The sequence below is a fragment of the Streptomyces sp. NPDC028331 genome (assembly GCF_055565775.1).
Window position 1 is genome coordinate 63,843 of record NZ_JBVHTR010000030.1, and the last position, 12,203, is coordinate 76,045.

At 70.6% G+C, this 12,203-nt stretch carries 11 protein-coding genes and 1 tRNA gene; 7 read left to right on the top strand and 5 right to left on the bottom strand.

Annotated elements, in window-relative coordinates; all coding sequences use genetic code 11:
- Nucleotides 1–18 precede the first annotated feature (18 nt).
- From ACZ4SW_RS32615 to ACZ4SW_RS32645, 7 genes are all read left to right on the top strand, one after another.
- On the top strand, nt 19–474 hold the full coding sequence (locus ACZ4SW_RS32615) for a copper chaperone PCu(A)C (protein WP_468252602.1): 456 nt from the start codon (nt 19–21) through the stop codon (nt 472–474).
- Nucleotides 475–532: 58 nt separating this feature from the next.
- Nucleotides 533–2,647 carry a copper resistance CopC/CopD family protein gene (locus tag ACZ4SW_RS32620; RefSeq protein WP_468252603.1) on the top strand — a complete coding sequence of 705 codons (2,115 nt, stop codon included), beginning with the start codon at nt 533–535 and terminating at the stop codon, nt 2,645–2,647.
- A 9-nt stretch (nt 2,648–2,656) separates the two neighbouring features.
- Nucleotides 2,657–3,907, top strand: coding sequence for an iron uptake transporter deferrochelatase/peroxidase subunit (gene efeB, locus ACZ4SW_RS32625; protein WP_468252528.1), 1,251 nt, complete (start codon nt 2,657–2,659; stop codon nt 3,905–3,907).
- 72 nt (nt 3,908–3,979) lie between these two features.
- Nucleotides 3,980–4,912, top strand: a complete 933-nt coding sequence (gene pheA, locus ACZ4SW_RS32630; protein WP_468252530.1) for a prephenate dehydratase — start codon at nt 3,980–3,982, stop codon at nt 4,910–4,912.
- A 521-nt stretch (nt 4,913–5,433) separates the two neighbouring features.
- Nucleotides 5,434–6,711, top strand: coding sequence for a serine--tRNA ligase (gene serS, locus ACZ4SW_RS32635; RefSeq protein WP_468252532.1), 1,278 nt, complete (start codon nt 5,434–5,436; stop codon nt 6,709–6,711).
- Nucleotides 6,708–7,538, top strand: a complete 831-nt coding sequence (locus tag ACZ4SW_RS32640; protein ID WP_468252533.1) for an HAD family hydrolase — start codon at nt 6,708–6,710, stop codon at nt 7,536–7,538. The genes serS and ACZ4SW_RS32640 overlap by 4 nt, the downstream gene beginning before the upstream one ends.
- Before the next feature lie 314 nt (nt 7,539–7,852).
- Nucleotides 7,853–7,937, top strand: a tRNA-Ser gene (locus ACZ4SW_RS32645).
- A gap of 26 nt (nt 7,938–7,963) precedes the next feature.
- On the opposite strand, the gene ACZ4SW_RS32650 is transcribed toward ACZ4SW_RS32645, so the two are convergent.
- The 5 genes from ACZ4SW_RS32650 to ACZ4SW_RS32670 form a co-directional block, all read right to left on the bottom strand.
- Nucleotides 7,964–8,203, bottom strand: coding sequence for an SGM_3592 family protein (locus ACZ4SW_RS32650; protein ID WP_468252536.1), 240 nt, complete (start codon nt 8,201–8,203; stop codon nt 7,964–7,966).
- A gap of 188 nt (nt 8,204–8,391) precedes the next feature.
- Nucleotides 8,392–9,111, bottom strand: coding sequence for an ABC transporter permease (locus ACZ4SW_RS32655; protein WP_468252538.1), 720 nt, complete (start codon nt 9,109–9,111; stop codon nt 8,392–8,394).
- Between the two features lie 10 nt (nt 9,112–9,121).
- Nucleotides 9,122–10,033: an ABC transporter ATP-binding protein gene (locus ACZ4SW_RS32660; protein ID WP_468252540.1), complete on the bottom strand. Its 912-nt coding sequence runs from the start codon at nt 10,031–10,033 to the stop codon at nt 9,122–9,124.
- On the bottom strand, nt 10,030–10,938 hold the full coding sequence (locus ACZ4SW_RS32665; RefSeq protein WP_468252542.1) for an ABC transporter permease: 909 nt from the start codon (nt 10,936–10,938) through the stop codon (nt 10,030–10,032). The genes ACZ4SW_RS32660 and ACZ4SW_RS32665 overlap by 4 nt, the downstream gene beginning before the upstream one ends.
- Nucleotides 10,928–11,890: an ABC transporter ATP-binding protein gene (locus tag ACZ4SW_RS32670; protein ID WP_468252604.1), complete on the bottom strand. Its 963-nt coding sequence runs from the start codon at nt 11,888–11,890 to the stop codon at nt 10,928–10,930. The genes ACZ4SW_RS32665 and ACZ4SW_RS32670 overlap by 11 nt, the downstream gene beginning before the upstream one ends.
- Nucleotides 11,891–12,203 lie beyond the last annotated feature (313 nt).

Consider the following 12,203-nt stretch of genomic DNA (forward strand, 5'->3'; position numbering starts at 1 on the left):
CTCGGCGGTCCGGCCGCGATGCTGGCGGCGGGGATGGTACTCGCCGGCTGCGGCGGCCTGGTCCTCGTCGGCTGCGGCGGCTCGGGCGACTCCTCCTCCACCGCGCCGGAGCTGAAGGTCGCCGGGGCCTACATGCCCCAGCCCGTCACCGCCGACATGGCGGCCGGCTTCTTCACCGTCACCAACTCCGGCGGCGCCGACACGCTCACCTCCGTCACCAGCGGTCTCGCCGGCGACGTCACGCTGCACTCCACCGAGGGCGGCGCGATGGAGGAGGAGAAGTCGTTCACCGTGCCCGCGCACGGCGAACTGGACTTCACGAGCGGCGGCAACCACCTCATGTTCGAAAAGCTCACCCACAAGCCGAAACAGGGCGAAAAGGTGTCCGTACAGCTGCACTTCGCCAAATCCGGAACGGTCACCGTCGAGATGCCCGTGAAGCCGGCGACGTACAACCCGAAGACCGGCCACTGAGGGAGGCATCACCGTGACCCAGGCCATCGCTCCCGGCGGGCACGCCGACCCGAGCACCATCCATGCGGCGTCCCGGCGCACGGTCCGCGTACGCGCGGCCCGCCTGCTGCTGACGCTGCTGATCGCCGTCGCGGGCGGGCTGTTCGCCGGGGCGGCACCGGCCTCCGCGCACGCCGCGCTGCTCGGCAGCGACCCCGCGCAGGGAGTGGTGGTCGACAAGGCGCCCACCCAGGTCACGCTCACCTTCTCCGAGCAGGTCGCGTTCTCCGACGGCTCGCTGCGCGTCCTCGACCCCCGGGGACAGCGCGTCGACACCGGAAAGCCGGCCAACCTCAGCGGCACGACCTACGGCGTGCAGGTGCGGCCCGGGCTCCCGCGCGGCACCTACACCGTCACCTACCAGGTGGTGTCCGCCGACAGCCACCCCGTCTCCGGCGCCTTCACCTTCTCCGTCGGCGCCCCGTCCGCCACCACCGTCTCGGCGTCCGGTCCGACCGTCGGCGGCGGGGTGGTCGGCACCCTCTACGGCATCGGGCGGTACGCCTCCTACGCCGGGTTCATCGTGCTGATCGGCGGAGCGGCCTTCGTACTGGCCTGCTGGCAGCGGGGCGCCGGGGTGCGGGCCGTGCAGCGACTCGTCGTCTCCGGATGGGTGGCGCTCACCTCGGCCACCCTCGCCCTGCTGCTCCTGCGCGGCTCGTACACCGGGTCCGGCAAGGTCGCCGACATCTTCGACCTGTCCCTGATCGGGCAGGTACTGCAGACCAAGGCGGGGGCGGCGCTGGTGTCCCGGCTGCTGCTGCTCGCGGCCGCGGCACTGTTCATCGCGGTGCTGTTCGGGGCGTATGTGCGGCGGGATGCCGAGGAGGCGGCCGCCGATGCGGAGGGCGGGGAAGGCACCGCCGACCCGTCCGCCGAGAAGCGCGACCTCACCTTCGGGCTCGCCATCGGCGGGACCGTGATCGCGGCGGGACTCGCGGCGACCTGGGCGATGGCCGAACACGCCTCCACCGGCATCCAGACCGGCGTCGCGATGCCCGTCGACGTCCTGCACCTGCTGGCGGTCGCCCTCTGGCTGGGCGGACTCGCCACGCTGCTGGTCTCGCTGTACCGGGCGCCGTCGATCGGGACGACGGCCGTCCGGCGCTTCTCTCGCCTGGCGTTCGGCAGCGTCGTGACGCTGGCCGCGACCGGCGTCTACCAGTCCTGGCGCCAGGTCGGCTCCTGGTCTGCGCTGACCGGAACGACGTACGGGCGGCTGCTGCTCGTGAAGGTCGGGTTGGTCGCCGTCCTGGTCGGAACCGGGTGGGTCTCGCGGCGGTGGACGGCGCAGCTCGCGGACGTACCGGCCGATGCCGCGGTGGACGCGACCGAGAAGAAGCGTGCGACGGTCGCGGCGTCGGCCAAGGGGGGCGTGTCGGAAGCCTCCCTCACGGCGAGCGACTCACGTGCGGCGGACGATTCCCGCAGCGCGGACGCTTCCCGCAGCGCGGACGACCTCCGCAGCGCGGACGACTCAGGCGCCGCGGACGACCCCCGCGCCGCGGACGACCCACGTCCGGCCGGGGCGTCAGGCAAGGCGTCCCCGGTGCCGGGTGACTCCAAGCGAGCCGCCCAGCTCGCCCGGCAGCGGGCCGCCATCACCGCCGCGCGCGCCAAACGGGTCCGGGACGCCGATCCCGTCCGTGCCGGGCTGCGCCGCTCCGTCCTCGCCGAGGCGGCCGTCGCCGTCGTCCTGCTCGCCGTCACGACCGCACTGACCACCACCGAGCCCGGGCGCACGGAAGAGGCGGCCAAGGCGGTCACCGGCTCCTCCGCGTCGCAGAGCTCCGGGACCCTGTCGCTGAAGCTCCCCTTCGACACGGGCGGCCAGGACGGCAAGGGCACCGTGCAGCTCACTCTCGATCCGGCCCGCGTCGGCAGCAATGCGATGCAGGTCTACGTGAAGCGGCCGAACGGCAAGGCCTTCGACGTCCCCGAGGTGAAGGTCGCCTTCACGCTGGAGACCAAGAGCATCGGACCACTGCCGATCGCGCCCGACCACGTCGCCACCGGCCACTGGTCGGCGAACGGCGTGCAGATCCCGATGGCGGGCGACTGGAAGATCGAGGTGACCGTGCGGACCTCCGACATCGACCAAGTGACCGTGAACAAGAACGCGCAGATCGGCTGAAACCCCACGATGGCTGACCAGTCCACCGACACCACCACGTCCAGAGGGGCGATCACCCGGCGGCGGCTCCTCGGCACCGCGGGTGCCACCGGCCTCGCGCTCGGAGCCGCCGGCGGGGCCGCCGGATACGCCGCCGCGCCCGACGAGAAGACCGCGCCGCTGACCTCGCTGGGCGCGGACCGGGCGATGTTTCACGGGAAACATCAGCCCGGCATCACCGACGCCCTCCAGGCGCGCGGCCACCTCGCCGCCTTCGACCTGGCGGCGGGCGCCGGCCGCAAGGAGGCCGCCGCGCTGCTGCGGCGCTGGTCCGCCACCGCCGAGCGGCTGATGGCCGGCGAACCGGCCGCGCACGACGACACCGATGTCGCCCGTGACGCCGGGCCCTCGTCCCTGACCATCACCTTCGGCTTCGGCCACAGCTTCTTCTCCCGTACGGGGCTGGAGAACCAGCGCCCGCTCGCCCTGGACCCGCTGCCCGACTTCTCCTCCGACCACCTCGACAGGTCCCGCAGCGACGGCGACCTGTGGGTGCAGATCGGCGCCGACGACGCGCTCGTCGCCTTCCACGCCCTGCGCGCGATCCAGAAGGACGCGGGCGGCGCGGCCCGGCTGCGCTGGCAGATGAACGGCTTCAACCGCTCGCCGGGCGCGACCGCGCGCCCCATGACCGCCCGCAACCTGATGGGCCAGATAGACGGCACCCGCAACCCCAAGCCCACCGACGCCGACTTCGATCAGCGCATCTTCGTGCCCGAGTCCGGCGACCCGGCATGGATGGCGAACGGCTCCTACGCCGTCGTCCGCCGCATCCGCATGCTCCTCGACGACTGGGAGAAGCTCTCGCTGAAGGCCCAGGAGGACGTCATAGGCCGCCGCAAGTCCGACGGGGCCCCGCTCAGCGGCGGCACCGAGACCACGGCGATGGACCTGGAGAAGACCGGCGCCGACGGCAACCTGGTCGTCCCCCTCAACGCACACGCACGCATCGCCCGGCCCGACCAGAACGGCGGCGCGGCGATGCTCCGCCGCCCGTTCTCCTACCACGACGGTTTCGACACGGACGGGACCCCGGACGCTGGCCTGCTGTTCATCTGCTGGCAGGCCGATCCGCTGCGCGGCTTCGTGACCGTGCAGCGCAAGCTCGACCGGGGGGACGCGCTGTCGCAGTTCATCCGCCACGAGGCGAGCGGCCTGTTCGCGGTGCCGGGCGGCGCGGCGAAGGGGGAGTACGTGGGGCAGCGACTGCTGGAGGCGTAGGGACCGCCCTCGATGGGGTGCCGTTTCGCCGGGCGAGAGCCGTGCCTCGGCACGGCGCATTAGGGTGAGGTCATGCCAGCCAGTTATGCGTATCTCGGTCCCGAGGGCACCTTCACCGAGGTCGCCCTCCGGACGCTGCCCGAGAGCGCGACCCGTGAGCTCGTCCCGATGGTGTCCGTCCCGGCGGCGCTCGACGCCGTCCGCAGCGGCGAGGCAGAGGCCGCCTTCGTACCGATCGAGAACTCGGTGGAGGGCGGCATCACGACCACGCTCGACGAACTGGTCGCGGGCGAGCCGCTGATGATCTACCGCGAGGTGCTCCTGTCGATCACCTTCGCGCTGCTCGTCCGCCCCGGCACGAAGCTCTCCGAGATCAAGACGGTCACCGCGCACCCCGCCGCGCAGCCGCAGGTGCGCAACTGGCTCAAGACCCACCTCCCGGACGCCGTCTGGGAGTCCGCCGCGTCGAACGCGGACGGCGCCCGCCTGGTCCAGGAGGGCCGCTACGACGCCGCGTTCGCGGGGGAGTTCGCGGCCGCGCGCTACGGCCTTCAGGCGCTGGAGACCGGCATCCACGACGCGGAGAACGCCCAGACGCGCTTCGTGCTGGTCGGCCGGCCGGCCCGGCCCGCGGCACCGACGGGCGCGGACAAGACCTCCGTCGTGCTGTGGCAGCGTGACGACCACCCCGGTGGGCTGCGCGACCTGCTGGCGGAGTTCGCCGTGCGGGGCATCAACCTGATGTTGCTGCAGTCCCGCCCGACGGGAGCCGGCATCGGGAACTACTGCTTCTGCGTCGACGCCGAGGGCCACATCTCGGACCGCCGGGTCGCCGAGGCGCTGATGGGGTTGAAGCGGATCTGTCTGCAGGTGCGGTTCCTCGGCTCGTACCCGCGCGCGGACATCAAGCCGGACGCCGTGCGCGCGCCGCTGCCGGGGACGTCGGACGACGAGTTCGTGTCCGCCGCGGACTGGGTGGCGCGCTGCCAGGACGGCCGGTTCTAGGGCCTCTGGTCCTACCTGCAGATTTTCGTTGTCCACAGGAGTTATCCACAGACCCCCTTCTCGATCTGGGGACAAGTCGACAGTGTGGCGTCAGCGGGTCGACAAATCGCCGTACGGGCCTCCCTTCCGTCCACCGTCGCGTACGCCACAGTTGTCCACTCGTTTCTTTCGACCAACCTATCGGGGGACCCTTTTTCACCCGAAAGTTAGGCTAGTGGCGGTTTGAAACGGGAATTCTCTCCGTGCCGAAGGGCTTTGGGAATGATCACCTCCAGTGTCCACAGATCTTCCGCACAGCCTGTGGATAACCCTTCGGGGCCTGTGGATACCTGTGGACAAGCGCACCCCAAATCCGGGCCGGCACAAGGAAGTCGAGTCAACGTATCGCTCGCGAACTGACCCTTTCGGGCGAATCACTCTCTCGCATTGACACCGTCTGTAATCGCTACATAACGGAATCACGTCCCGTGGATCGGAATACGCGGTCGTGTCCCGTAACCGCGCACCGGTAGCCTTGAGGGGTGATTGACCTTCGCCTGCTCCGTGAGGACCCCGACCGTGTTCGCGCCTCCCAGCGCGCCCGTGGTGAGGACGTCGCGCTCGTCGACGCCCTCCTCTCCGCCGACGAGCGGCGCAGGTCGTCCGGCGTCCGCTTCGACGAACTCCGCTCCGAGCAGAAGGCGCTCGGCAAGCTGATCCCCAAGGCCTCCGGGGACGAGAAGTCCGAGCTGCTGAAGAAGGCGAGCCAGCTCGCCGCCGACGTCAAGGCGGCCGACGCCGAGCAGCACGAGGCCGACGAGGAGACCAAGCGGCTCCTGCTCCAGCTCGGCAACCTGGTGCACCCGGACGTCCCGGTCGGCGGCGAGGAGGACTTCGTCGTCCTGGAGACGCACGGCACCATCCGCGACTTCGCCGCCGAGGGCTTCGAGCCCAAGGACCACCTGGAGCTCGGCGAGGCGCTCGGCGCGATCGACGTGGAGCGCGGCGCGAAGGTCTCCGGCTCGCGCTTCTACTACCTGACGGGTGTCGGCGCCCTGCTCGAGCTGGCGCTCGTCAACGCGGCGATGGCGCAGGCCACGGAGGCCGGGCTGACCCCGATGCTGACGCCGGCCCTGGTCCGCCCGCGCGCCATGGAGGGCACGGGCTTCCTCGGCCAGGCCGCCGAGAACGTGTACCACCTGGAGAAGGACGACTTCTACCTGGTCGGCACCTCCGAGGTCCCGCTCGCGGCGTACCACATGGACGAGATCATCGACGCGGACAAGCTGCCGCTCCGGTACGCGGGCTTCTCGCCGTGCTTCCGCCGCGAGGCCGGCACCTACGGCAAGGACACACGGGGGATCTTCCGCGTGCACCAGTTCGACAAGGTCGAGATGTTCTCGTTCGTCGACCCCGAGGACGCCGAGAACGAGCACAAGCGGCTCCTTGAGTGGGAGAAGCAGTGGCTGACCTCGCTCGAGCTGCCGTTCCAGGTCATCGACGTGGCCACGGGCGACCTCGGCGCGTCGGCGTCGCGGAAGTACGACTGCGAGGCGTGGATCCCCACCCAGGGCAAGTACCGCGAGCTGACCTCGACCTCCAACTGCGACACCTTCCAGGCGCGCCGGCTGTCCGTCCGCATGCGGGACGGCAAGAAGGTGCAGCCGCTGGCGACGCTGAACGGCACGCTGTGCGCCGTACCGCGCACCATCGTGGCGATCCTGGAGAACCACCAGCTGGCCGACGGCTCGGTGCGGGTGCCCGAGATCCTGCGTCCCTACCTGGGCGGCCGGGAAGTGCTGGAGCCCGTGGCCAAGTGAGCACGGGCGAACACGCCGGGTCTCCGTCCACGTTGCCCTACCGCCTGATCGCGACCGACCTCGACGGCACGCTGCTGCGCTCCGACGAGACGGTCTCGCAGCGCACGCGAGAGGCGCTCGCCGCGGCCACCGCGGCGGGCGCCGCGCATATCGTCGTCACCGGGCGGGCGGTCCCCTGGACGCGCCCCATCCTGGACGACCTCGGCTACCGGGGCCTCGCCGTGTGCGGCCAGGGCGCCCAGGTCTACGACGCGGGGCGGCACCGCCTGCTGACGTCGGTGACGCTGGACCGGCAGATAGCGGGTCTGGCCCTGGCCAAGATCGAGGCCGAGGTGGGCCCGCTGCTGCTCGCGGCGAGCCGGGACGGTCTGGAGGGCGAGGTCCTGGTCGGCCCCGGCTACCGGGTCCACGACGGGCCGCTGCCGTACCAGCCGATCAAGGACGCGGCGGAGCTGTGGTCGGCGCCGCTGAACAAGGTGTACCTCCAGCACCCGACCCTCGGTGACGACGAACTCGCCGAGGCTGCGCAGCAGGCCGCCGGCGGTCTGGTGGGGGTGACCATGGCGGGCGAGGGCATCGTCGAGATCCTCCCCCTCGGCCTGAGCAAGGCGACGGGCCTGTCGCTGGCGGCGCGCCGGCTCGGGGTGAAGGCCGCGGACACGATCGCCTTCGGCGACATGCCCAACGACATACCGATGTTCGCGTGGGCGGCCCACGGTGTGGCCATGTCCAACGCGCACGCGGATCTGAAAGCGGTCGCGGACGAGGTGACGCTGGCCAACGACGAGGACGGCATCGCGGTGGTGCTGGAGCGGTTGCTGGGCTAGGGCGCGTTGCGAAAGTCCCGTCGTCCGGCCGGAGGCCGGGTCCGGGACACCGCCCGCGCGGCTTTTATTCAGTGGCGCCCCACTTCGGCGAACGGGCACAGTGGTGACGTCCACGACGCCGGATCGCGCCGGCGCCACGTTCTGGGAGAGGAGCTGGGCGATGTCCATGCACGGCAGTACGCCGAGCTCCCGACAGGGCAGCCCGCGGCGAGCTCCGGAGTAGTCACCCCTCCGTCGAGCCCGCCCCACACGGGGAGCTGCCCGGGGCGGCCGCTTCGAGCACGCGATACGCATGTCGCGTGGGCCGCCCACCCGGAGGATTGGCCGAGTGGTAAGGCACCGGCTTGCTAAGCCGTGGTCGGGGTCAGCCCCGCGCGCGTTCGATCCGCGCATCCTCCGCGAGAGATGACGACCGGTGAGCGCCGTTACCGGCGCCGCCACCTGCGGCGCCGCGCCTTGCTGAAGAACCAGCCGGCGGGCGGCTCGTCGGAGCGCCACGGCTGCGGGTCGGGCGCCTGGTTGCGCCAGCGCGCTGCCAGCATCCGGGCGCGTGCGGACGGTTCGGTGGTCGACGCGGACCGTATGAAGTCCTCGTCGAACACGACACCGTCCCAGGCGTCGCCGGTCTCACCCGGCCCGTCACCCTGTGGGGCCTGAGCAGTCATCCCCGGTCCTTTCCGCTGCTGTGCATCCCCTTTGCCCAGTGTGCCCAGGCAGGTGTGAGACCGCCGTCAAGAAAGCCTTCGAAAAAAGCAAGAAGGACGGCCTGTTCACGAGTCCGGGAAGGTGGGAGTACGGCCCGTCGCGCACCGCACTCCCACCCCGGGCCCCCGCTCGAACCCCGCGGGGACCGTCACTCCTCGCCCGCCAGCGTCAGCGTCCGCAGCTTCTGCCCCGCGTACCAGGTGGCGGCCACGGTCACCACGACCAGCAGGACCGTCGCGGTGGGCAGCCCGACGTCCGAGGTGACCAGGGAGCTGTCGGAGACCTTGTGGGCCACCGCCAGCGACCACTGCTGGACGCTCAGCGTGCGCGCCCCGGAGACCAGCGAGCCGAACAGAGCCTCCCAGACGAGCGCGTAGACCAGGCCGAAGACCACCGCGTGCCGGCTCACCGTGCCGAGCAGCAGGAACAGCGCCGCGTATGCGATGGAGGAGACCAGCGCCGCCACGGTGTAGGCGACCGCTATCTGCTGGCCATTGCCGTTGAGGATCAGTCCGGCGATGAGCGTGGGCAGCGCGGAGAACGCCATGGTGACGGCGATCGCCACGATCAGCTTGGTGAAGATGATCGTGGGCCGCTTCACCGGCTTGGCCAGCAGGTACACCACCGAGCCGTCGTCGATCTCGGGCCCGATCGCGCCGGTGCCGGCGATGACACCGATGATCGGGACCATCGTGGCCAGGGCGAACCCGCCGAGGACGTCGTGGGCGACCTGGTCGTCGGCGCCGGTCAGCGCCCGGACGACCGCGGAGATCACGATCAGCAGGACGGGCAGCGCGCCGAGGATGAGGGCCCGGCGGCGGCCGAGCAGGCCCCGGTAGGTGAGCCGGGCGACTGTGGGGTCGTACATCTTCGGCCTCCTACGCCGCGACCAGGTACGAGAAGACGGACTCGAGGGACTCGTCGGAGGGCGAGACCGTGAGCAGCCGGATGCCGTGCTCACGCGCGACCTTCGGCAGCAGCGTCGTGAACCGGCCGAAGTCGACCGCCTGGATGCGCAGGGCACCCTCGGCGAGGTCGACCTCGATGCCGGACGTCGACGGGTCGGCGATCAGCGCGGCCGCGAGTGCCCGGTCGTCGCTGGAACGCACCAGGTAGCGGTGCGGACGGTCGGTCATCAGGCGACGGATCCTGCGGAAGTCGCCGCTCGCCGCGTGCCGTCCGGCGACGATCACCTCGATGTGCGAGGCCAACTGCTCGACCTCTTCGAGAATGTGGGAGGAGAACAGCACGGTGCGGCCCTCGGCGCCCATGCGCCGCAGCAGTTCCATGAGTTGCATGCGCTGGCGCGGGTCCATGCCGTTGAACGGCTCGTCGAGCAGCAGCAGCGACGGGTCGTGCACGAGCGCGGACGCCATCTTCACGCGCTGCCGCATGCCCTTGGAGTACGTGGAGATCTTCCGGTCCTGCGCGTACTCCATCTCGACCGTGGCCAGCGCCCGTTGGGCGGCCTTCGCGCCCAGGCCGTGCAACTCGGCGTTGGCGACGACGAATTCGCGGCCGGTGAGGAAGTCGTACATCGCCTCCCGCTCGGGGACGATGCCGATGTGCCGGTAGATCTGCTCGTTGCGCCACACCGGCTGTCCGTCGAGGGTGACGGAGCCGGTGGAGGGGGCGAGGAAGCCGCCCATCATGTTGATGAGGGTGGACTTCCCCGCGCCGTTCGGGCCGAGCAGGCCGGTGACTCCGGGGCCGATGGTCATCGTGACGTCGTTGACGGCGACCACGTTGCCGAACCATCGGGAGACGTGGTCGATGGTGAGGGTAGTCACAGTCCCACCTTTTGGTAGCGGCGCGTCAGCAGACCGTAGCTGCCGGCGATGAGTCCGAGGACGACGAGGAGGAAGACGACTCCCTGCGCGGTCGAGGGCCCGTGCCCGCCGGGGAAGGAGGAGCTCGCGCCGAGGAAGGCGGTCTGCACCCCGTCGATGAGGGTGATGGGCGAGAACAGACCCATCCACACCAGGGCCGTGGAGTTGCCCGAGTGGACCTCCGCAATCGCCTGGATGGTCGAGACGGCTCCGTAGGAGATGGTCAGGACGGCGATGACGGCGGCGATACCGAAGCCGCGCCGGGGCGTCGCCGCCGCGATGACGAGGCTGATTCCGGAGAACAGCAGGGAGAGCAGGGCCACGGAGACCAGTCCCTCGGCAAATCCCTTGGTCTGGTGGGCGAAGTCCAGCTTGGCGAGCAGTGCGCCCACGTAGAGGACGAGCAGGGGCGCGGCCGTCAGGATGAACATCGCCGAGGCCAGCGCCGCGTACTTGGCGCGGACGTAGTCCGCGGTCTCGATGGGGCGGGAGAAGTACAGCGGAACGGTCTTGAAGCGCAGGTCGCGCGAGACCGACTGGGGCGCCTGCGAGGCGATGTACAGGCCGATGACCGCCTGCATGATGATCGCGTAGCGCGTGTACTCGACGGGCAGGTCCTTCGCCTTGGTGGCGACCGCCACCGCGACCATGATCAGCGCGGGCGCGCACATCACCACGAACAGCAGCATCGGCAGCACCTTGGACTTCACCGAGCGGCCGAGGCCGTAGGCGCCGCGCAGGGACTGCGAGTAGAGCGAGCGGCGGGCGTAGGCGCGGCCCAGGCGCGGGCCGTCGTACGAGCGGTAGCCGATGTTGTGGATCCGGGTCTGTTCGGCCTTCTGGGCCAGGGGCTGCTCAACCGCCATGACCGACCGCCTCCTTCCGCTCGGCGTCGCTGTCCTTGAAGACCTCAGCGATGTGGTGCCTGCGCTGCTCCATACGGACGAGGCCGAGACCGAGGTCGGCGACGACGTCCCGGACGAGGTCGTACGTCTGCTCGCCCTCCGCGGTCAGCAGCAGGAGGTGGCCGGAGCCCGGCAGGCCGCTGCCGTCCTGGGTGGTCACCCCGCGCGCGTGGAGCGCGTCGCGCACCGCGCGGGTGCCGTCCGGGTGCTCGTCGGAGTCGGTCACCTCGATCGCGAGGGTCGTGGTGGTCTGGGTGAAGTCCCGGGTGGAGCTGGAGCGCAGCAGCTTGCCGCCGTCGATGATCACGACGTGGTCGCAGGTGCGCTCGAGTTCGCCGAGCAGGTGGGAGGTGACCAGGACCGAGATGCCGAAGTCGGTGTGCACGCGGCGGATCAGGCCGAGCATCTCGTCACGGCCGACCGGGTCGAGGCCGTTGGTCGGCTCGTCCAGGAACACCAGCTGCGGGTCGTGGACCAGGGCCTGGGCGAGCTTGACACGCTGCTTCATGCCGGTGGAGTAGCCGCCGATGGGGCGGTAGCGCTCCTCGTACAGGCCGACGTGGCGCAGGGTGTCCGCGGTGCGTTCGCGGGCGGCGGCCGGGGGCAGGCCGGACATGCGGGCCATGTGCACGACGAACTCGGTGGCCGACACGTCGGGCGGCAGGCAGTCGTGCTCGGGCATGTATCCGACGCGCTCGCGGATGGCGCCGCCCTTGGTGGCGACGTCGAGGCCGAGCACCTCGGCACGGCCCTCGGTGGCGGGGGACAGACCCAGCAGGATCTTGATCAGAGTGGACTTGCCGGCTCCGTTCGCTCCGACGAGTCCGGTCACGCCGGGTCCCACGTCCACGGAGAGCCGGTCAAGCGCGGTCACCCTCGGGAACCGCTTGCTCAGGCTTTCGGTCGCGATCACAGTCACGTCGTCGACAGTAGTGACGCGGACCACTGCCGTCGTCAGACCGCAGAGCTGTCTGTGGGTCCGACTCCAGTATTACGGGCCCGTAAGGGTCACCCTCAGGTCGAACAGGGTGAACGACCGAGCGGGGGAACGACCGAGCGAGGGGAACGGGTGGCGCGTCGCCCAGATCACGGTGGCCGTGCACAGGACGGTGGCCGTCCACATCACGGTGGCCGTGCACAGAACGGTCGTTTTCCACAGGTCGCGAGGCCGCCGTTGACGCCACCTCTAACAAGTGCCAGATTCGCCGGTGTCACGTGCCGGACAC

Coding starts and splice junctions, on each gene's coding strand:
- efeB (WP_468252528.1), top strand. CDS start 2,657: ATGGCTGACCAGTCCACCGACACCACCACGTCCAGAGGGGCGATCACC.
- pheA (WP_468252530.1), top strand. CDS start 3,980: ATGCCAGCCAGTTATGCGTATCTCGGTCCCGAGGGCACCTTCACCGAG.
- ACZ4SW_RS32655 (WP_468252538.1), bottom strand. CDS start 9,111: ATGTACGACCCCACAGTCGCCCGGCTCACCTACCGGGGCCTGCTCGGC.
- ACZ4SW_RS32665 (WP_468252542.1), bottom strand. CDS start 10,938: ATGGCGGTTGAGCAGCCCCTGGCCCAGAAGGCCGAACAGACCCGGATC.
- ACZ4SW_RS32615 (WP_468252602.1), top strand. CDS start 19: ATGCTGGCGGCGGGGATGGTACTCGCCGGCTGCGGCGGCCTGGTCCTC.
- ACZ4SW_RS32650 (WP_468252536.1), bottom strand. CDS start 8,203: ATGACTGCTCAGGCCCCACAGGGTGACGGGCCGGGTGAGACCGGCGAC.